Consider the following 21,770-nt stretch of genomic DNA (forward strand, 5'->3'; position numbering starts at 1 on the left):
TCGTTACCGCCTGCGGGGTCTCCCGCTTCCCTCTATTCCCGAAGGAGTCAAGTGCCCTCCGCTCCAATCAACTCAGTTGTTAATATAAAATCATACTAAAAAAGCAACAAAGTTTACGAAATCAGCCTTATATTTTCACTTTGGGCTGATTCAATGCATTGGGCAGATGCTTCCCCTGCACTCCGTCTATAATAGCTTGAGTTGTCCTTGTCCTTAGCTCAGTAATTGATTCCTCCGAAAAATACGAAGCATGAGGTGTAATGAATACTTCTTCCATCGTCAACAACGGATTATCGGGTGAAGGCGGTTCATGTTCTAGGACATCAAGCCCCGCTCCAGCAATGTGACCTTCTTTAATTAGCGTCTGTAAGTCTTCCTCGTTTATAACACCGCCCCGGCATGTGTTAATAACAAACGCACCATGAGGCATTATTTTTAGTCGCTCATAATTGATAAGGTTTTTTGTCTCCGGAGTAAGCGGCACATGCAAACTAAGAATATTCGATTGCTCCAGCAGATCATTTAACGATACAGGCTCAACACTATGCTTATCGAAGGTTTCCACTGGAACAAACTCATCATGGGCTAAAATACGAACGCCGAACGGCTTCAATTTAGCGGCAACCATCCGGGCAATCCGTCCAAAGCCAAGTAATCCAACAGTTCTTGCACTGAAACGATGGATCGGCAGTGTATCCAGAGGATCCCATTTTCCTTCTCTGACTTTGCGGTTATATGGAGATAATCGGCGTGTGACTGATAGTATAAGGGCAATCGTATGATCGGAAACCTCCTCCGCACAATAATCTGGCACATGCGAAACAATAATACCTTTTTCGGTAGCAGCCTTAACATCTACATGATTATAGCCAACACCCGGTATCGATATGACTTTGCATGATTGTAATTTATCTATGATATCAGCTTTGCATTGGAATCCAACTTGTGCGACTACACCATCCGCATACGGAGCATAAAGAGGCAAGTCTTTTTCCAGCGTTTCTGACCGTGTTACCTTTACATCTAAGTCATGCTGTTGATACATGTTTTTTTCTAATTGATGTTCATTCCATTCATCGTCTAGAATCCAAACCAAATTCCTTCCTTCTTTCACTCTAAACACTCCTCTTCCTTATGTTGTTGTCTGTTTTTCACTTATTTTACGTACCGCTTTTATAAGGCGTTCATTCTGTTCCGCAGTACCTATCGTAATACGGGCATGCGTTTGCAACCCCCAAGCTGCGCAAGGGCGAATGAGTATTCCCTCTTGCATTAGAGCTTGAGAAAACTGGATACTATCTTCTTTCATATCTACAAACAGAAAGTTAGCGTGCGACTCGGTTATATGATACCCAAAAGCTTGTAATTCTTTTGTCAGCTTTACCATCTCGTGCTTATTTTCTTGTAAAGTTATATTTTTATATTCCACATCATCTAGGGCGGCTATAGCACCTGCTTGTGCAATTCTATTAGCAGCAAATGGTTCGCGTACAGATTGTACAGGTCTAATATACTCCAAACTTGCAGCCGCATAGCCAATTCTAGTTGCCGCCAATCCATACAATTTTGAGAACGTACGAACAAAGATTACCGGAAAACCTTCCTTAACATAATCTACTCCAGTTCGATATCCTTCACTATTAATAAATTCTGCATATGCTTCATCCAGCACGACGACAACATGTGGCGGTACTAGTTGTAGAAATGATTTAAGCTTGTCATCTTCAACAATAGTGCCTGTCGGATTATTAGGATTACAAATAAAAATGAGTTTCGTATTTTCATTTATTGATGTAAGAATGGCGTCAAGATCATAGGTATACTCCCTAGTAATAGGAACCTCTACCGGAATTCCTCCCATGAGCAACGTAATAGTTCTATATGCAGGAAACGTAGGGGTACAATAGATAATTTCATCTCCAGGATTGATGTACGCGGTTCCAATTAACGTAATAGCATTATCAGCACCATTTGTCACCAAAAATTGATTCGAGTCAATTCCATACAAGTTTCCTAGTTTCTCTCGAAGCTCCCTGCAAGTTGCTTCCGGATACAACTGGCTGTCTTGCAAAGCGACTTGCATGGCTTGCACAGCTTTTGGCGATGGTCCGAGCGGATTTTCATTGGATGCTAGGCGAATAATTTCTTCTAATCCCAGTTCCCGTTTTACATCTTCAATTGCCTTGCCAGGGATGTAAGGTTTTAACTGTGTTACACTTGTACGCCATAATCCTTTAGACAACAGAGATTTCCCCCTTATAAATGGTTAATACTAAACCCTAGTACTTCATGTTCAAACCCCTTTTTCGGGGCACCAATTGTACCGTACATACATACACAAATCCAATCCCCTTCTTCTTGAAAAGATAAGGGCCCCCGAACAACAGCAAAGGTCAGACCCACTGTCCGTAAGATCTCTCCAATCTGGGTTGGCCCTCTACACACACCTTGACTTGCTTCGAGGATGGCGTGATATAGGCTATGAATCTCCCTATATTGTTTTGAGTCAATGATATGATTTGTTTTTGCGGCAGTTTCAATCGCACCCACGATTTTTGCTATATCCATGGCTCCTACTTTACCCACGGTGAAGCGGTAGCCATTATTTAACAACTTTTGTCCTACTTTTTCGCCAAGATCATGGTTATGAAGCATTGTCAGAAGTGTTGTTAATTTACCAATTGTGGTAGGGAACCCCTTTTCTTGTGTCATACTCATGCTCCTTATAAATCATGTTGCCTACTCACGCTTCTCCCCGAATTGCACAGGCTACATATCTTTCAAAAGCCAAATTAATTCGAAATCCTTTCAGCCGAAATCCCGGTAGGCACCAATATCGAATTACGGTAATCACTAGGAGTTTTTCCTACTATCGTCTTGAACACACGACTAAAATAATGAGAATTACTGTAGCCCACTTCAAAAGCAATTTGGTAAACGGTATAATTCAAGTCTATTAGCAGATCTTTCGCTTTTTCGATGCGTAAATAAGTAAGATACTCTACAAAATTAGTTCCAGTAACACTTTTAAAAATTCGGCTGAAGTATGTTGGACTAAGATGAACATGATTTGAAACTTTCTCCAAGGTAATTTGCTCCAAATAATGTTTCTCGATGTAATCCATGGCCTTTTGAATCGATTTAAGAGTATGCTGATTATTGTTATTGAATACCATATCAACGAAGCGATAGATCATATCCTTCAGCCACTGCTCCATTTGCGCTAAATTTTCGATATCGTTTAAGCCTGTTGTATATTCCAGAAGGATGGAGTGCACTTCTTTCATATTTGCGCCTCCATTGATCGCCGCTCGCGCAAGCGTAGTTGCTATTTCTGATATTTGTAATTTCAACACTTCTGGATCGACCCTTTGTAACGTAAATAACCGCTCAAATAAATTCGCCATATTTTCCTTCACAGCTGCGATATCAGCAACCATCAATTTACTTGCTAATGCAGACACATCTTGATTCGATAAAAGGGAAAATTCATTCGTGAACGGCTCTACGTCATCGAAATGAATCACAATATCCTTCCCCAAAAAGAATTTATATTTTTGAGCATATAACGCTTCTTGATAAGAGAAATGTAAATTCCTTACTTCTTCATAAAAATTCCCAATACCTATCGTTACGCTATAACCCGTATTTTCTTTAATATACGCTTTCGCTTCATCAGCTAACCTTCTAGCGAATTGCTTATATTCTGCTTTTCCGATTTGATAAGGGAGGGAGAGCAGAATGGCAAACTTATCCGTAGCAGTTCCCATGGCCAAGCACTCTTCGAGCAGCCTTTCCGTAAAAAACTGACGAGTGACAGTAATAATTTCATTACGAACAAAATCCTGTAACTGTTTGCTCTTTTCCTTATTTATCAATAGAAATTCATCGATCTGAAGAGCCATTGCTGTATTGGGCATAGAGGAAAGTCCAATTAACTGGCTTCGATCCCAAACTTCTCTCGAATTTTTAATATTTCCGTACAATAAGTTATAAATAAGAGATAAACGTAAGGAAGGCATTATATTATGTGGGTCGTCATTCTTTTGCTGCATCATTTGATTAGAATGTTGTATTTCCATTTTAAGTTCTTGTAACAGACGATATACTACTTCCTCATCTAATGGCTTACTTAAACAATCAAAAGCACCATTTTTAAAAAGGGATCTCATTTCATGGTCATCATAACGGCTTTTCATGACAACCAAAGGCAATGTAACCTTATTCTTATTTAGTTGTTGGAGAACAACATTTTGAGCCAATTTGGTCAGGTCATCGAGATCCAGAATGAGGGCTATTGTTCCCTGCTTAATCGCCGCTAAGCTCTCATTCAACATGGACTTCTTGTCACCTACTTCTATCGTAAAGCCGCATTTATAATCATTATTGATTTGATGAAAGAGACCAATCACATTTGCATCGTATGTAGTTAGGAGTAAAAGATTGTTCATAGAAATCACTCTCTTTCATTCAAGTAGTTTACAAGCTTAAAATGAGTCAGGTATCACCCTGATTTATTAATTCTAGAGGTACCTGACTCAATTCTATTATTATAGCTTTTAATTATTGCCCTATTACTTATTAGGCTGTTTGATTCGGTAGAGCATAGATTGTGTTATAGTAATGTAGCATTTCTTCACGAAGACGACGGGCTCCCCAAATTGCATTTAATCGATGTTCTTCTGTAACAACATATTTTTTGACGATCATTTCCCCAAGTCTTGCATGGAATTCTTCATCTTTTTTAACCTGTTCATAGCATCTTGCCAAGTCAGGCAAGCCGATTCGGCGGCAGTTCTCAATAACGATGTCATGCGTCGTAGTTGTCGATGTCTCAGAACAATTCCAAACCGCTACCGCACAGGCACGGTCTTTTTCTAGCGCTTCCCAATGTAAATCTTCCCATCCTTGATGAGCTGCAGGTACTGTTGTTGGTGGAGTATACCCATGCTTCTCAAGTACTCTACTAATAATCTCATAATGGTGTGCTTCCTCCCACATATGCTTACACAACGATGTAACTGTCGCTCTATCAAATTCTTTCCAATAGTCGTTTATTTGTTTTCCAAGGAAAAAGACATAAGCGATCTCCAACCAAACTCGTTGTTCAGTCGCAACAAACACTTCGTCTGTCGTAAGATCTTCCCGTGTCCAGAATTGATATGCTTTCTCATGAGCATATTCCTTTAGTTCCTCCTTGATTGCTCTAAACTCAGTCCAAAATTCTTCGTGTGTCATGTAAAACCCTCCATGTAATAAAATTAATCTTCCGATTATTCATAATTATATATTTTGTTTTATTTTCCGGTAAGTACTCATTTTTATGATATGGTATACTTTTTTACCTTAAACAAGTTATTTACAGTAAATTTACAATCAAATTCGCCTTGGCGTATTTACGCCCAGATTTTTACCTTAGCTTGCTCGATAAATTCCTTTAAATAATCTAAAGGCTCGCCGGAGGCTTAACTTTATTTCACTTCCATCATTGCCTTCAAACTTTCCTCACGTATTAATTCTGTGAGTTGCTCTTTATAAGCAAGAAAACGAGGCTCAACTTTAATATTGTAGGCACGAGGATGCTCTAGTTCGATCGGAATATCAGCTTTAATTCTTCCTGGTCTAGAAGTCATCACGATCACTCGATTGGCGAGGAAAATTGACTCCTCTACATCATGGGTGATAAATAAAATGGTTTTGTGAGACTTCTCCCAAATTTCCAGCAAGAGCTCTTGCATAAGTGTCCGCGTTTGATTATCAAGAGCCCCAAATGGTTCATCAAGCAACAGTATCTCCGGGTCATTAGCCAAAGCTCTCGCTATTGCCACGCGCTGCTGCATTCCCCCGGATAGCTGTCTAGGATAATGTTTCTCAAACCCATTCAGCCGAACTAATTCGATGTAATTCTTAACAATCTCCTTACGTTGTACCGAAGTCATTTCATTATTTTTTAATCCAAACAGAATATTCTCTTCAACAGTGAGCCAAGGAAATAAAGAATAGGCTTGAAAAACCATTCCCCTATTTGAAGAAGGCCCTGAGACCTCATGGCCATCAAGATACACATGGCCTGTCGTCTGTTCTTCAAGCCCAGCCACGATCCGAAGCAGTGTAGATTTTCCGCATCCAGACGGCCCGAGTATGGTAATAAACTCGTTGGGCATGATTTTCAGGTTCGTTGTATCAAGTGCAAGCACTTGAGCGTTTTTCTTATGACCGGAGAATATTTTTGTAACGTTCTTTATTTCTACCTTTGGGTTCGTCATCGCCTTCATCACCTTCCATAATGCCATGGGAACATTTTTCGAATTGACACTTTTAATATTAGATCTGAGAGCAAGCCTAACACGCCTATTGTCAATATTCCAAAAATGATATTTCCTGTTTTCAACATTCGCTGAGATTCAAGGATCAGACTTCCAATACCCGATGATGAGGCAACAAGTTCCGCTACAATAATGTAAGACCATGCCCAGCCGAGTATTAGCCGAATTATTTCCATAATACCGGGAATCGAAGCCGGAAGAATAACGGAACGCAACACACCGAAAGTGGATCTCCCAAGGGTGTATGCAGCTTCTAAAAGCTCTCTGCGAACATTTGCTACTTCAACTGCAGTCATAAGAACAAGCGAAAAGAAAGTTCCAACAAATATGATCGTAATTTTCTCCAACTCTCCTACACCAATCCACAAAATGAAGAGCGGAATGAATGCAGATGCAGGCATGTATCGAATCGAGGAAATAACGGGTTCAAAAAATGCTTCTACTACTTTAAATGTCCCCATAAATATTCCAAGCGGCAATCCGATTAGTACAGCAATAAGAAAACCTGTAAGTACTCGATAGATCGTGATAGTAATATCATTGATAAACCCAAATTCAGTAAATAGGGAAATACCCGAATGGATAATCTGAGTTGGAGTCGGCAGAAAAAGTGGATCCACCCATCCGCTATACGTTATCAACGACCATAAAGCGAATAAAAGTACAATACTCGATACACTTATCCCTAAATATAATCTGTGCGGTATATTTTCTTGCGGCTGGAGCCATTTTCTACTTTTGCGATTTCCATTCCGTTCGTTATGAAATGGAATTAGAGGTGGATTTTCAACTATCTTCTCGCTCTTTGCCACTTTTCCCATCGAATCTTCCTCCTCTTCATTGAACAAATGAATAATCAATTATTTCATCGATATTTGGCTCATTTTCTATTAACTTTTGTTCCTTCCAAAATTCAGAGCTTAATTTTGTAAGATCATACATTTTTCCGGGATGATCTTTCGTACCAAAATATTCTTTGTTTTTTTCCTCATCATAAAAGCGAACACCTTGTAATGATTCCTCAAGTTCTGAAGCTGTTTGTCCCATCGCTTTTCCCATAATAGCTAAGGAATCTTCCCTATTCGTTTTATAGTACTCTACCGCTTCAAACCACGATTTCACTAAAGCTTTTACCGTTTCCGGATTTTTCTCTACAAAATCCTTTCGCATCCCAATCGTACTGGTAATTACTCCTGGGGATTTGTCACTTGTTATTAAAACGCTTCCAAAGTCTGTGTTTTTAGCTTTTGTTAACCAAGGCTCCCATGTAACGGCTGCATCTACTTTGTTGGCGACGAATGCTGCACCAGCATCCCCAGCTGTCATGTTTTGTGCATCAATCTCTTTAAAGTCGATTCCCTCTTGTTTTAATAAATAGAGGAACCAGAAGAAGCTTGCCCCACCGTCAGTTTGTACAGCTACACGCTTTCCTTTAAGATCTTGCAAGCTTTTAATTTCCTTTTGTGCTACAATTCCATCTCCGCCATAGGATTCATCCAGTGCAACAACCTGTACAACCGATACATCACTTGCTGCGGATACAACATGAGTGTCTACAGTTGAAGCGAATCCCTGTATACGATTTGCAGCCATTGCTGTTCTACGGTCCGTATTACTTTCCATTTTCATCAAGTCTACATCTATGCCATTCTTTTTGAAAAATCCTTTTTCCTGTGCGATGTATAGTGGGCCGTACCCAACCCATGTTGCAACTCCCAAAGCTAAAGAAGTCTTCTCATCGGCAGCTTCTTCTTTTTTAACTTTCGTACTAGTTTCTCCAGAGCATCCTGTCATGACCAGCAAAAAGAATGCGAATACGACCATCAAAATTTTCTTCATCATTTCTTCCCCCTATTATTATTTATTAATTTTTTGGGAACTTTATTGAAAAATCGTTACTGGAAGAGTTTAAATTTAGCTGTACTATGGCAAAAAATACACTTATGATTACTCTCATCTACTTTTCGAATATGGGGGGTAAAAATGACCTTCAATCCACTAGTGACATGTTTACAGCAAACGAATAATCCCTTCACATTTATCCCCCCCTACTCTTGTAATTATGTTTATTAATTCAATTACTTTTGAAACCAGTCTGTATGAAAAATACCTTCCTTATCTACACGTTGGTATGTGTGCGCACCAAAATAATCGCGTTGTGCTTGTAAAAGATTGGCCGGTAACGTTTCTGTACGATAGCTGTCATAGTAAGCCAATGCACTCGAGAAAGCTGGTACTGCAATGCCGCGCTCAATTGCCACAGTTAGTACTTGGCGTAAAGCAGATTGATAGTTTTCTACTATTTCTTTAAAATATGAATCTAATAATAAATTTGCTAAATTAGGATCACGATCATAAGCTTCTTTAATATTTTGTAAAAATTGCGCACGTATGATACATCCGCCGCGGAAAATCATTGCAAGATCACCATAGCGAAGATTCCAGTCATACTCATCAGATACAGAGCGCAATTGTGCAAACCCTTGGGCGTATGAACAAATTTTACTCATATATAAAGCTTTACGTACCGCTTCAATTAACTCTTCTTTATCCCCTGCAAACGCCTTCAACTCAGGCCCTGTTAAATAATTACTTGCCTTAACGCGCTCTTCTTTCATGGCAGAAATATAACGGGCAAACACAGATTCTGTAATAATTGGAAGTGGAACTCCTAAATCTAATGCACTTTGACTAGTCCATTTTCCTGTACCCTTTTGTCCTGCTGTATCTAAAATTAAGTCAACTAGCGGTAAACCTGTTTCTTGATCAACCTTCGTAAAGATGTCTGCGGTAATCTCAATTAAGTAACTATCTAGCTCACCTTTGTTCCATTCTGCAAACACTTCATGAAGTTCTTGCGCACTTAAACCCAGCACTTGTTTCATGATGAAATATGCTTCTGAAATTAACTGCATATCGCCGTACTCAATGCCATTATGAACCATTTTCACATAATGCCCTGCACCGTTAGGGCCGATATAGGTACAACAAGGGTCGCCATTTACTTTTGCCGAAATAGCTTCCAAAATCCCTTTTACAAGTTCATATGCAGACCTTTGGCCACCAGGCATGATCGATGGCCCTCTCAACGCCCCCTCCTCCCCACCTGAAACACCTGTACCAATAAAGTTAATGCCTAAATCCTCTAATTCTTTATTACGTTTGATCGTGTCCTCGAAAAATGTATTTCCGCCATCGATGATAATGTCCCCTTTTTCAAGGTAAGGTTTTAACGAATGAATCATTGCATCTGTTGGGGCACCTGCTTTAACCATTAATAAAATTTTACGAGGCTTTTCTAATGATTGAACAAATTCATCAATGCTATATGTACCAATAAATTTCTTTCCTTCTGCTTCGTTCTTTAAAAACGCTTCTGTTTTTTCTGAAGATCGATTGTACACAGATACAGAGTAACCTCTACTTTCAATATTTAACGCAAGATTTTTACCCATAACTGCTAAACCGATCACACCAATTTGATTTTTAACCACGAACACTCCAACCCTTCTTAATTTTAGAATCCTTCTAAGTTTCCAAAATATTAGGCACGAAATAACTTAAAATAGCATGGTGCAATAATCATTCCATAAGGCTCTTTTCTCATAGCTTGTTGTTTTTGGTTTTAAAAATTTGCCCGCTGATTTCCGCTGCGGGTACTTGCTTTCCGCGGGGAGGGACGGAAGCCTCCTCGGCGTCACGCCTGCGGTGTCTCCCGCTTCCCTCTATTTCCCGCTGGAGTCAAGTACCCTCCGCTCCAATCAACTCAGATTGATAGATATAAATTCACAAGAATAAAGCAACAAAGTTTACGAAAACAGCATTCCTTAATTAGCACAAACGAATTACTTGGACAATCGTTGCTCAAGTTCATTCTTTTCTTTTTCAAAACCTGGTTTACCAAGCAAAGCAAACATATTTTTCTTGTAAGCTTCAACTCCCGGCTGATCAAACGGATTCACGCCTAAGAGGTATCCGCTAATTGCACACGCCTTTTCGAAAAAGTAAACCATTTCACCAAAGGAAAACTCATTTATTTCGTCAAGCTCTACTAATAAGTTTGGGACTCCCCCGTCAATATGAGCCAATACTGTACCTTGAAAAGCCTTTTTGTTGACTTCATCCATCGTCTTACCTGCTAAAAAGTTCAATCCATCGATATTTTCCTGATCTTCTTGAATCTTTAGTTCAATCAAAGGTTTCTTAACCTGTACGACAGTCTCTATTAGATTGCGGCGCCCCTCCTGCACATATTGACCCATGGAATGCAAATCAGTAGTCAAATCAACCGAGGCAGGAAAGAGACCTTTTTGATCCTTCCCTTCACTTTCTCCAAATAACTGTTTCCACCATTCGGAAAAATAATGAAGAGATGGTTCATAGTTAACCAGTAGTTCAATAGCTGTCCCTTTGTTGTAAAGAACATTGCGTACCGCAGCGTACTGATAGCATTCATTAGTTAAAAGGTCAGAATTGTTGTATTTATGATAGGCCTCTACTGCTCCTTCCATCATTCGATCAATATTCAGTCCAGCTACGGCAATGGGCAAGAGACCGACTGCTGTCAGCACGGAATATCTTCCGCCTACGTCATCTGGAATCACAAAGGTTTCATAGCCTTCTTCGTCCGCAAGCATCTTTAATGCGCCTTTCGATTGATCAGTGGTAGCAAAAATACGTTTTCTCGCTTCTTCTTTTCCATACCGTTTCTCCATATAATCGCGGAAGATACGGAAGGCAATTGCAGGCTCCGTTGTTGTACCCGATTTAGAGATAACATTAACAGAGATATCCTTGCCTTCTAATAGCTCTAATAAATGAGTAATATAAGTAGAACTGATATTCTGACCAGCAAAATATACTTGGGTTTTATCGTTCATTTGATTATGAAAGCTATGGGATAATGCTTCGATTGCAGCTCTTGCTCCTAAATAAGACCCGCCGATGCCAATCACAATAAGAGCATCTGAATGACTCTGAATTCTCTTTGCAGCTTCTTTAATGCGTGCAAATTCGTTTTGATCATAGTGAATCGGTAAATCTACCCACCCTAGATAATCAGATCCTGATCCATTCTTTTCATGAATCATGCTATGGGCGACATTAACGAATTCACTTAGATTTGCTATCTCGCTTTCTTTCAAAAAGGATAAGGCATTGGAGTAATCAAAAGTAATAGACATACAAAAATTCCCCTTTCAATTAAACAATCGGTTATATTTTTCCTGGCGTTGATTAATATCATGTTAAATCTTTCATTCGAAGTGACTCTTTTACGGTTGAGAATTGCTGTCTACCACCAATGAAATCCATCCTCTTTCAATAACTGATGGGATACATCTGGTCCCATCGTACCTGAACGATAGAGATGCAAGGGAAGAACATTTTCCTCAAATGCCTCCAAAATCGGCTGCACCCACCCCCAAGATAATTCAACTTCTTTCCAATGAGCAAAGTAAGTTGGGTCGCCGCGCAATGCATCGAAAATTAATTGTTCATAGGCTTCTGGTACATCTTTTGCTTTAGAGAAAAATTCCACAGTGACAGGCTCAATTTTTCCATTATTTAATGGGTTTTTACTATTTATTTGAAATGAAACACCTTCGTTCGGACTGATCTCAATGATTAGAAGATTGGGATGAGTTTTCTCATTTCGGCCCATGTACAAATCTCTTAATGGATTTTTGAATTCAATTACAACCTTCGTGGATTTCTCCTTCATTCTTTTACCAGTGCGAATATAGAATGGCACGTCACGCCAAAAAGAATTATCAATCCATATACGAGCAGCAACAAACGTATCATTTGTAGAAGAATCATTAATCCCTGGCTCCTCCTTATATCCAATGACAGGTTCACCGTTTATCTCTCCTGAAATATATTGACCGCGAACGATATTAATATGAACATCATCTTTCAGAATTGGTCGGAGAGACTCCATCACTTTTCTCTTCACATTACGGATTTCTTTCGAGCTGATTCGTTCAGGCAGATGCTTCGCAGTCATCATCAACATTTGCAGCATATGGTTTTGGATCATATCACGAATCGCTCCTGCTTGATCATAATAACTGGCTCTCTCTTCAACCCCTACTGTTTCACTAGCTGTAATTTGTACATTCGCAATGTATTGATTGTTCCATAGAGTTTGAAGCACTGGATTTGCAAATTCTAATGCTTCAAGGTTTTGGACCATTGGCTTTCCAAGATAATGATCAATTCGATAGATTTCCTCTTCTTTAAAGGCTTGGCCTAATTTTTCGTTTAATGCTCTTGCAGACTTTAAATCATGTCCAAAGGGCTTTTCGATAATAAGACGCTTCCAGCCATTTGCAGAGTCTAAACCAGTTTCTTTGATGTGGGATGTAATCACATCAACAAACTCCGGGGCAACAGATAAATAATATAGGCGATTTTCGGGAATATTCAATTCTTCTTCACGTTTTTGGATGGTTGTAATTAGCTTTTTATACCCGCTTTTATTCGTTACATCTAAAGACCGATAGCGAAATAAACGAAGGAACTCTTCCGTTTTAGAAGGATCTTTTGCCAAACGTCTTGAAAATGCTTGTAATGATTCTTTCACACGGATTTGAAATACACGATCAGACCATTCCCTTCTTCCTATACCAACAATCGAAAATGAGGGAGGCAATTTATTATCTAGAAATAAATTATATAGGGCAGGGAAAATTTTCCTCTTCGCTAAATCCCCTGTAGCTCCAAATAACACAAAAGTCATTGAGTCCAATTTTATTGTCTTTAAGACATCGAGAGCATCCTTTTCAAAAGAAATGTCACGTGGAATAGTCAAGCCATTCATACAATCCCCTCCTATGTTCGTCATGTCTCAAAAAAGTGTTAGTTTTCTACGTTTTTCTGCACATACGAAATTCAGTATATTCAGTATAATTTGGGTATTCATAATTTGTAAGTACGCACTTTAAAATCATATAGTAACAAAATGTATACTATGAATGAGATGAGGAGGAGAACAAATGGGTCATGTTTGCGAAAAGACGTATAACTGCGAAAAGGAGTTAACACTCGCTATTATTGGTGGTAAATGGAAGATGCTTATTATGTGGCATTTAGGCAAAGAGGGAACGAAGCGATTTAGCGAACTAAGAACGCTTATTCCTGATATCACTCAAAGAATGCTTGTAAACCAATTGCGAGAATTGGAAGCAGACAGCATTGTTCATCGTGAAGTCTATCCAGTTGTTCCACCCAAAGTGGAATATTCATTGACGGAACAAGGAGAAAGTCTGATGCCCATACTCGAGTCTATGTATGAGTGGGGAAAAAATTATAGAGAGACAGTTATTAAGGACCAGACAATAATAAATGAGGCCATAAGGTAGGAAAATGATAATTTCAAACACAATTTATCCCCTTAGTCTGATATGATTTCAAAGAACCCCCTTGTATGAATATGTAAACTTGATTCAGAAAGGTGCGTCTACAAAAAATAACTAAAAACCACATGTAGCAAACTTAATAAGTTACTACATGTGGTTTTTTATGCACGTATATTCATACCTTCTCCACAATTTCCTCTTTCCCAACTTCACTATTTATTCCCTTAGTATACTTTTCAACACTATATGATTTATAAGTGCGTACTTCCTTTTTCTAAATTTCGAATCTAGAATGAGGTTGTATCAGAGATTTCAAAAAAATTAAAAAATTAGGAGTGAAGATTTCATGGAACTTCAATTAGCGTTAGATCTCGTAAACATTCCAGAAGCAAAGAAATTGGTAAAAGAAGTCGAAGAGCATATCGATATCGTAGAAATTGGTACACCTGTTGTAATTAATGAAGGCCTTCGAGCTGTAAAGGAAATCAAAGAAGCTTTCCCTAATTTAAAAGTATTGGCTGATCTAAAAATTATGGATGCAGGTGCATATGAAGTGATGAAGGCATCGGAAGCTGGTGCGGATATTATTACCGTACTTGGAGCAACTGATGATGCCACTATCAAAGGTGCAGTGGAAGAAGCAAAAAAACAGGGCACAAAGATCCTTGTTGATATGATTAATGTAAAAAACCTTGAGCAGCGTGCGCAAGAAATTGATGCACTTGGAGTTGACTATATCTGTGTGCACACTGGCTACGACCTCCAAGCGGCAGGAGAAAACTCTTTTGAGCAACTTCAGACAATTAAGCGTGTCGTAAAAAAGGCGAAAACAGCAATCGCTGGTGGCATTAAATTAAATACGCTTCCAGAAGTTGTACAATCACAGCCTGATCTTGTCATTGTAGGCGGCGGTATTACAGGTCAAGAAGATAAAAAAACAACAGCTGCTAAAATGCAAGAACTAATTAAACAAAAGACTTTAGTATAAGTAGGATATAACCATTATGCAAACTACTCAATATGTAAGTGAAATCATAGAAGAGTTAAACCGTACCACTGATTTAATAGCTGATGAAGAAGCTGAAAAATTGGTAGATTATATTCTTGAATCAAAAAAAATCTTCGTTGCCGGTGCTGGCCGTTCAGGATTTATGGCCAAGTCCTTTGCGATGCGGATGATGCACATGGGTTTAGACGCCTATGTAGTAGGCGAAACCGTTACTGCTAATCTCGAAAAAGATGATATTTTAATCATCGGGTCGGGTTCAGGAGAAACTAAAAGTTTAATTCCATTGGCTGAGAAGGCAAAAAGCTTGGGAGGAACCGTTGCAGCTGTAACTATTTTTCCTAATTCAACAATCGGAAAATTAGCGGATATCACGGTTAAATTACCAGGAGCACATAAAGACCAATCAGAAAACAATTATAATACTATACAACCAATGGGTTCTCTGTTTGAACAAACCCTTCTATTATTCTACGATGCAGTCATTTTAAGATTTATGGAGAAAAAAGGGCTGAATTCAAATACAATGTATGGCAAACATGCCAATCTTGAATAGAACAGGGGTATTCCGACGGTTCTGCTTCAATAATAGTGCGAACTTAAGAGATTCATTCATATTCTTAACCATAAATAAAGTCCCAGGAAATCTTTTCCTGGGACCTTTTCTTAACACCGGCTCCTTTTTCACTTATTTTCCTTAATCCATCCATCCATTTTTTGCAAGATCTTTTCCACTTCTGATGTTTTTGATAAGCTCGGAAGATTCACGAGAAGCGCCTGTTTTGGGGGCTTTACACCTTCACCTTTCCTTTGGAGAATAAAGATGCTTTTGGCAGCATTTTTATTTTTAAACATTGTAAGCGGAAGCTGTAAAAGTCCTTGAACGATCGCATGTTCTTTTAAGTATTCATGAAGTTTTGCGGCTTGTTCACTTTCAAAAAGGCCGTTCGGAACTATAAAAAATAAATATCCTCCAGATTTCACATGACGCATGCTTTGCTCAATAAAAAGATGATGTGCAAAGGTATGGCCATTGTCTGCCTTCATTTCATAATCCGCTGCCCTAAGATCATTCGGGTAATAACCAACAGGCAAGTCGCTAACTACAGCATCTGCCGTTTCAATAAAAAGCGGTTCTAGACTGTCCTGATTGAAAAATTGGATCGGATGCTGCTGTAAATTGGCATTCACATAGGCCAGTTTAATCAATAAGTCATCAATATCGAGTCCGATTGCCTCAACTTTTTTGTCTTGCTGCTGATTAATTACAGTTGTAAGCAGGTTCGCCGTTCCAACTGCTGGATCAAGCAGACGAAAAGATTTTTCCTGCACGAATTTGCTCACTAAATAACCAACAAGCATACCGACTGCATCCGGGGTCATCTGATGATTCGGCTGCACATTCTCCTTCATTCCTTTAAGAATGGCAAGTTGATAAGATTTACGAATCTCTTCTGTTGAATGGTTCTTTAAATGAAAAGACTCATAACTTTTCTTTAGTCTTTTAACCGTTAATTCGCTGAGATCCTCCTGAAGAATACCCTCGTGAAAAATATTCTCCCCTGTTTCAGCCAATGCTTCTAAATATGTACACGATAGCTCTTCTTGTATAATCATTGCCGTTTCATTAAAAATAGTAAATAAATTCTCAACCGGCGTTATCTTCATGATAGATTCCTCCGTTCTATTCTATTGTCCTATTTTAACGGGGTTTTATTTTTATCACAAGTTTGATGACATGCCCTACACTTTTTGCAATTTGCAAAATTAATAAGATTTTCGCCAATAATCCTATTCATAGGCTATTTTCGCACATTGTTGTTTTAGCCTTGAAAGTTTGCCCGTTGATTTCCGCTGCGGGCACTTGCTTTCCGCTCCAATCAACTCAGATTTATTTGATAAAAATCACATTATAAAAGCAACTAACTTTACGAAAACATCTATTCTTATAATCATAGCGGCTTTCCTAATAAGGAAAAACGCCCCGGATATAAATATCCGAGGCGTTACATAGTACTGTATAGCTACAGCCCCTGGTTAAGGCGCTTCAGCTTTTCTATTATTTCGCTTGTTTAGCCGCTTCAACAGCTGCTTCATAATTTGGATGATCCGTCGCTTCACTCACATATTCAGCGTATGTGACCGTATCATTGGAATCAACTACGAATACAGCACGGGCAAGAAGACGAAGTTCTTGAATGGCCACTCCGTATGCTTCACCGAATGACAGATCGCGATGATCTGAAACAGTTTGAACATTTTCAATTCCAGCTGCTGCACACCAGCGCTTTTGAGCGAAAGGCAAATCCACACTAACAGTTAGGATTTTCACATTGTCTAATTTAGAAGCTTCTTCGTTAAAACGACGAGTTTGTGCATCACAAACTCCTGTATCAATGGAAGGAACGACGCTGATTAAGCGAACATGCCCTTTAGAATCAGCCAAGGTAACAGCTGATAAATCATTTGCTAGAACCTTAAATTCTGGAGCCTTCTCCCCTACCTTTACTTCATTTCCTAATAATGTAACTGGATTTCCTTTAAAAGTAATTGACGCCATTAATTTCTTCCTCCTTAAGATACCAACATGAGTCAGTTGGTTTCTATTATATTTACATTGTAAATCATATCTTTTCAGAATCTTTTTTGCAATTATAAAGATTGATAAAATGAAACTTCTATCAGTGGGGATTATTCGACATAACCATTTATTCGGATCGGCCCGCTCGTTAATCGGCGATTAATACTCCAAAATAGGCAGGCCTTCCGAAGCTCCTGCACCCAAAAGCTTATCTCCTCAAGAAAAAAGTTAACTCCCCTTCAAAGGAAAGTTAACCCATTACAATCAAATTCGCCTTGGCGTATTTGCGCCCAGATTTTATCGAGCTAGCTCGATAAATTCCTTTAAAAAATCGAAATGCTCGCCGGAGGCTTAACTTTATTCAGCCGGGTTTGAACCCTCACTGAATTGGATACCTGTTTGCATTCATCTCGCCACTTATATCGTTTAGAGACTTCTGCTGAATAAAGTTAAATATTTAAATTATGCTTAGGTCCATTATAGTCTTGTTTATTTGGTTGCTGGCTCTCCTGATTTGTATTTCCTTCGCTTTTGTTCTTATTGAACATCTGCTGAATCTTATCTACTGCTTGAGGAGCAAGATCTAGTATTCGCTCATATAAATGTGTACTTTCATCAAGATGGACCATCTTCACTTCGTTTGAATTCACTATTAGAAACGCAATCGGTGTAATTGAAACGCCGCCGCCGCTCCCTCCACCGAATGGGTGACTGTTTGATTGCCCCTCGCTTCCGCCCTTTGATTGGCCATCTAGTTTGAATTCACTTCCACCTGCCGCAAATCCGAAACCAACTTTAGAAACAGTCAAAATCACACTGCCATCAGGTGTTTCAACAGGATCTCCTATAATCGTGTTTACATCAATCATTTCTTTTAAATTTTCCATGGCAGTTGTCATCAGCCCTTGAATTGGATGGTCAGACATTTACTGCGCCTCCTCTTCTATACGGTTTTAGTTTTATCATCAGATAAGACGGAAAGTGGCTTTGATTTAAAATTTGCCCGACCGCCTTTCCAATATTTTACCAATTTAATTCCTACTAACATAGCATGTCCGATTCGAAAATGAATAATACATGAAATGACCGTCTGTGACACCGCAAACTGGAAATAGGGAGTAATCGATATTTCCGGAGCAGTTTTTAATTTCATATAATGACTGACAAGCCCGACAATACTGCCTTTCACCATCCAAAATGCGCCAGTAAGCATTCCGGTATAAGCCGCATCCCCGAGTCCTATCACTGTATGCCAACTGAATTTTTCAATAGAAACTTTCCCAAGAAATTTCCGGATTATCTGGTGGAGTGAGACCACGTGGGTAATGATTTGTTTCGTATCATGAATACTATTAAGGAGATCCTCGGCCGAATATTGCTTCGTATCTTTTATGCGAGCCTCTTCCTGTGTTTCTGACGCTTTTTTTCCTTTTACAACGACCGTCGGGGAATTCTCATCAATTTTTATGAGCGGAACTTCAATCTTGTATTTAATCAGACCAAACCATGCTTTAAATTCAATCATTAGGTTGTCGTCATCCTTATGATGATAGTAATTCAAGTAGACTTTAATTTTAGTTAAAATAACGATGATTAGGAGTAAAATAAAGACTAATAAGGTGATGAACAGCCACTTCAATTTTTTCACAACCTTTCAGCCTAGTAGTATGGCCGAATAAACAAAAAATAAACCTGCCAGCGTACTTGGCTGACAGGTTTAGATTTCTCCACTTTTCGTAAGCGAAACTACTGTTAATTTCACCTAACATTTAATCGATTTACTTCTCATGAATAACCGTTGTATCTGTAAAAATGTCATGCAATCCCTGTTTTTTCGGTAAAAACGCAACAATTACATAGCCGATAATGACAGTAGCTGAAATAAATCGACCAATCCATTCCCTGAAAATGATCGTTCCCCATGTTAGCTTGTTCCCATCTAAATCGACAACTTTTAAACCAAATACCATTTTTCCTAAAGTTTGATTAAAGAATCGAGTCATAAAAACGAAATAAGCATAATAAGTGATGGCTGTTGCAATCGAAATCGGTGCAAATATACTAAAATCACTTAATGAGATATTTAATATTCTAAAAACCGGATTAATAATCAACCTGTCAATACTACCAATCACGATTAGATCAAGAAGATATGCCCAAAAGCGCATCCAAAATCCAGCAAACCTCATCGGAATTTGCACATTAGGCAAAATTAATGGTTCCCTGCTTGCTATCATGCTATGTTCATTGTCTTTTGTCTTCATCAAGATCGAACCCTCTTCTAGTTCACTAGGATTCTGGTTGCTGTCTTCTTTGCCCAAATGTTCAAGCTCCTCTTCCTTCTGGTCATTTGAAGTCATCTTTGCACCCCCTATTCAGCATATAGATACATCAGACGCGGAGAATTAGGCTGGGATAATAGCTTCATCAGACCGGCCATTTCGAGGTCATTTCCCATTATTTTTTGTGCTCCCATGCTAAACAATGAGCCGAATCCAAGATTATCTGTGTATTTTACTACTTTTGCACCTTTTAATTTATGGTCCTTTTTCATTGTATCGATCACATCATCGATATAGCCAAACCCATCAATTAAATTTAGTTTTTGTGCCTGACGGCCATCATAGATTCTGCCATCAGCAATTTCTTTTACTTGGGCAATAGGAATGTTTCGGCCTTCGGAAATCACTTTTGCAAACCCTTCATATGAGCTATTGATCATAGTTTGGAGAATTTCTCTTTCATCGTCTGTCATTTCCCGTGTAGGACTCATAATATCCTTATATTCTCCGCTTTTTATTGTTTCGAATTTAACTCCATATTTTTCAGCAAGACCGGCATAATTATAACCTTGCATAATAACACCAAGAGAGCCTGTTAATGTCTCAGGGCTTGCGAAAATTTTATCTGCTGGAGCAGAAATATAATACCCGCCTGACGCAGCCATGGAGCCCATCGAAATATAAATAGGCTTTTTCGTATCTTTTTGAATTTCTTTGATTTTGTCATGTATTTCCGCGCTCTCAACAACGCCTCCCCCAGGGGAGTTCACACGGATAATGACTGCCTTCACTGTGTCATCTTCTTTTACCTGTTTCAGATTCTCCATAAATCCTTTATGATTATAGCCAGCAGTGGCAAAAATAGAGCCTGCATCGCCCGTATCCTGAATGACGCCATTTACTTCAAGGACAACAATTTTCTTCAATTCGTTGCCATCTTCAATAACCTCTTCTGAGATTGCTGTATTGCTAATTTCAAATAAATCTGTAAAAGAACTTCCCAAATCCTTAAATGCAAACATGGATAGGAAATTGATTAAAATCGAAAAGATAAATAATCCCCCCGCAATGGCCAATGCTGCCCAACGCTTCCCACTCATTCATTCATCCTCCTTTTGTTTCTAATCTTACATACGTTTGAACTTATTATATGTTTCAAGAACATTTAACATTTCAACAAGCTTTATCATAGCAAAATATAGTGAAGTTGGGTAAAGTTATAGCTATACGATCTATATTGTTTGGAGGAGAAAATATGCATACTCGCCGAAACTTATATTTTTATCATAAAAAAGATGCTGAAATGATTGAAAAAGTCAGTCCTCTTTATGAACTCGCTAAAAAACATGATTTTACCATTGTTAGCGATTATAAACAGGCCAATATTATTGTCAGCATCGGTGGAGACGGCACCTTCTTGCAAGCTGTTCGCAAAACAGGATTCCGAGAGGATTGCTTATACGCGGGGATTTCTACAGTAGGAAACGTTAGCCTCTATTGTGACTTCCATATAGATGACGAACAAAAAATGGTTGAATCGATGACAAACGAACAAATTGAGGTAAGGAAGTACCCAACGATTGAGGTTACGATTGATGGCCAAAGCTCTTTCCTATGCTTAAATGAATTTGCCATCCGCTCTACACTCATTAAAGCATTTTTGATGGATGTATTTATCGATGATCTCCATTTCGAAACCTTCAGGGGTGATGGAATGGTCGTTGCAACGCCGACAGGAAGTACAGCCTATAATAAATCCCTTAAGGGCTCAGTCGTTGATCCATTGCTACCTTGTCTGCAAGTAAGTGAAATGGCATCATTAAACAATAACCTTTACCGTACATTAGGCTCGTCTTTCATCTTAAGCGGTGATCGAAAATTAACATTTAAAGTCGTTCAGGACGAAAACGACCATCCGACCATGTCTATGGATAATGAAGCATTAAGTATCAGGCATGTCGAAAAAATCGAAATTAGACTGAGCGATCGAAAAATTAAGACAGTTAAGCTGAAAGATAATTCTTTCTGGGAAAAAGTTAGAAGGACGTTTTTATAACTTAATTCAACTTTCTAAAAAACACAGACCTCGGTTTTTGCTTTTTCCGAGGTCTGTGTTTTTATAAGGCTGTTTTCGCGTATGTTGTTGTTTTAACCTTCAAAGTTTGCCCGTTGATTTCCGCTGCGGGCACTTGCTTTCCGCGGGGAGTGACGGGA

Annotated in this window: 21 protein-coding genes; 4 read left to right on the plus strand and 17 right to left on the minus strand. The window is 38.8% G+C overall.

The window, feature by feature from the left end; all coding sequences use genetic code 11:
• Window positions 1-127: 127 nt before the first annotated feature.
• The 11 genes from BGM26_RS12020 to zwf form a co-directional block, all read right to left on the minus strand.
• The gene (locus BGM26_RS12020; RefSeq protein WP_217040047.1) at window positions 128-1,114 is read right to left on the minus strand and encodes a C-terminal binding protein; all 987 of its coding nucleotides are present in this window, start codon (window positions 1,112-1,114) and stop codon (window positions 128-130) included.
• Window positions 1,115-1,132: 18 nt separating this feature from the next.
• Window positions 1,133-2,242 carry a histidinol-phosphate transaminase gene (gene hisC, locus BGM26_RS12025; RefSeq protein WP_217040048.1) on the minus strand — a complete coding sequence of 370 codons (1,110 nt, stop codon included), beginning with the start codon at window positions 2,240-2,242 and terminating at the stop codon, window positions 1,133-1,135.
• A 14-nt stretch (window positions 2,243-2,256) separates the two neighbouring features.
• Window positions 2,257-2,712: a histidine utilization transcription antiterminator HutP gene (locus BGM26_RS12030; protein ID WP_483297777.1), complete on the minus strand. Its 456-nt coding sequence runs from the start codon at window positions 2,710-2,712 to the stop codon at window positions 2,257-2,259.
• Between the two features lie 80 nt (window positions 2,713-2,792).
• Entirely contained in the window at window positions 2,793-4,451 is a 1,659-nt protein-coding gene (locus tag BGM26_RS12035; RefSeq protein ID WP_217040050.1) for a helix-turn-helix domain-containing protein, read from the minus strand.
• A 130-nt stretch (window positions 4,452-4,581) separates the two neighbouring features.
• Window positions 4,582-5,238 (minus strand): hypothetical protein, encoded by a 657-nt coding sequence (locus tag BGM26_RS12040; protein WP_217040051.1) that lies wholly within the window; start codon window positions 5,236-5,238, stop codon window positions 4,582-4,584.
• Window positions 5,239-5,471: 233 nt separating this feature from the next.
• Complete coding sequence (locus BGM26_RS12045) at window positions 5,472-6,266, minus strand: ABC transporter ATP-binding protein (RefSeq protein ID WP_217040052.1); 795 nt, start codon at window positions 6,264-6,266, stop codon at window positions 5,472-5,474.
• A gap of 8 nt (window positions 6,267-6,274) precedes the next feature.
• Window positions 6,275-7,147, minus strand: coding sequence for an ABC transporter permease (locus BGM26_RS12050; protein WP_217040053.1), 873 nt, complete (start codon window positions 7,145-7,147; stop codon window positions 6,275-6,277).
• Between the two features lie 16 nt (window positions 7,148-7,163).
• Window positions 7,164-8,165 carry an ABC transporter substrate-binding protein gene (locus BGM26_RS12055; protein ID WP_217040054.1) on the minus strand — a complete coding sequence of 334 codons (1,002 nt, stop codon included), beginning with the start codon at window positions 8,163-8,165 and terminating at the stop codon, window positions 7,164-7,166.
• 239 nt (window positions 8,166-8,404) lie between these two features.
• Window positions 8,405-9,820: an NADP-dependent phosphogluconate dehydrogenase gene (gndA, locus tag BGM26_RS12060; protein WP_217040055.1), complete on the minus strand. Its 1,416-nt coding sequence runs from the start codon at window positions 9,818-9,820 to the stop codon at window positions 8,405-8,407.
• Between the two features lie 351 nt (window positions 9,821-10,171).
• Window positions 10,172-11,509, minus strand: coding sequence for a glucose-6-phosphate isomerase (locus BGM26_RS12065; RefSeq protein WP_217040056.1), 1,338 nt, complete (start codon window positions 11,507-11,509; stop codon window positions 10,172-10,174).
• Window positions 11,510-11,619: 110 nt separating this feature from the next.
• Window positions 11,620-13,077 (minus strand): glucose-6-phosphate dehydrogenase, encoded by a 1,458-nt coding sequence (zwf, locus tag BGM26_RS12070; protein ID WP_217040760.1) that lies wholly within the window; start codon window positions 13,075-13,077, stop codon window positions 11,620-11,622.
• A gap of 247 nt (window positions 13,078-13,324) precedes the next feature.
• On the opposite strand from zwf, the gene hxlR reads away from it, so the two are divergent.
• The 3 genes from hxlR to hxlB all read left to right on the plus strand — a co-directional run bounded on the left by hxlR (window position 13,325) and on the right by hxlB (window position 15,249).
• Window positions 13,325-13,690 carry a transcriptional activator HxlR gene (hxlR, locus tag BGM26_RS12075; RefSeq protein WP_217040057.1) on the plus strand — a complete coding sequence of 122 codons (366 nt, stop codon included), beginning with the start codon at window positions 13,325-13,327 and terminating at the stop codon, window positions 13,688-13,690.
• Window positions 13,691-14,033: 343 nt separating this feature from the next.
• Window positions 14,034-14,675 (plus strand): 3-hexulose-6-phosphate synthase, encoded by a 642-nt coding sequence (gene hxlA, locus BGM26_RS12080; RefSeq protein WP_217040058.1) that lies wholly within the window; start codon window positions 14,034-14,036, stop codon window positions 14,673-14,675.
• Window positions 14,676-14,691: 16 nt separating this feature from the next.
• The gene (gene hxlB / locus BGM26_RS12085; RefSeq protein WP_217040059.1) at window positions 14,692-15,249 is read left to right on the plus strand and encodes a 6-phospho-3-hexuloisomerase; all 558 of its coding nucleotides are present in this window, start codon (window positions 14,692-14,694) and stop codon (window positions 15,247-15,249) included.
• A gap of 128 nt (window positions 15,250-15,377) precedes the next feature.
• Here the strand turns inward: hxlB and BGM26_RS12090 are convergent, their stop codons facing one another.
• From BGM26_RS12090 to sppA, 6 genes are all read right to left on the minus strand, one after another.
• Window positions 15,378-16,361 (minus strand): class I SAM-dependent methyltransferase, encoded by a 984-nt coding sequence (locus BGM26_RS12090; RefSeq protein WP_217040060.1) that lies wholly within the window; start codon window positions 16,359-16,361, stop codon window positions 15,378-15,380.
• A gap of 391 nt (window positions 16,362-16,752) precedes the next feature.
• Window positions 16,753-17,253, minus strand: coding sequence for a thiol peroxidase (gene tpx, locus BGM26_RS12095; protein WP_217040061.1), 501 nt, complete (start codon window positions 17,251-17,253; stop codon window positions 16,753-16,755).
• 470 nt (window positions 17,254-17,723) lie between these two features.
• The gene (gene ytfJ, locus BGM26_RS12100; protein ID WP_217040062.1) at window positions 17,724-18,200 is read right to left on the minus strand and encodes a GerW family sporulation protein; all 477 of its coding nucleotides are present in this window, start codon (window positions 18,198-18,200) and stop codon (window positions 17,724-17,726) included.
• Window positions 18,201-18,217: 17 nt separating this feature from the next.
• Window positions 18,218-18,922: a DUF2953 domain-containing protein gene (locus tag BGM26_RS12105; protein WP_367949302.1), complete on the minus strand. Its 705-nt coding sequence runs from the start codon at window positions 18,920-18,922 to the stop codon at window positions 18,218-18,220.
• Window positions 18,923-19,052: 130 nt separating this feature from the next.
• Window positions 19,053-19,511 (minus strand): RDD family protein, encoded by a 459-nt coding sequence (locus BGM26_RS12110; protein ID WP_483297802.1) that lies wholly within the window; start codon window positions 19,509-19,511, stop codon window positions 19,053-19,055.
• 134 nt (window positions 19,512-19,645) lie between these two features.
• Window positions 19,646-20,656: a signal peptide peptidase SppA gene (sppA, locus tag BGM26_RS12115; protein WP_217040064.1), complete on the minus strand. Its 1,011-nt coding sequence runs from the start codon at window positions 20,654-20,656 to the stop codon at window positions 19,646-19,648.
• Between the two features lie 155 nt (window positions 20,657-20,811).
• Here sppA and BGM26_RS12120 point away from each other — a divergent pair, with 155 nt between their 5' ends.
• The gene (locus BGM26_RS12120; protein WP_217040065.1) at window positions 20,812-21,612 is read left to right on the plus strand and encodes an NAD kinase; all 801 of its coding nucleotides are present in this window, start codon (window positions 20,812-20,814) and stop codon (window positions 21,610-21,612) included.
• Window positions 21,613-21,770 lie beyond the last annotated feature (158 nt).

The organism is Bacillus sp. FJAT-29790, from assembly GCF_019039215.1.
GTDB lineage: Bacteria > Bacillota > Bacilli > Bacillales > Cytobacillaceae > Cytobacillus.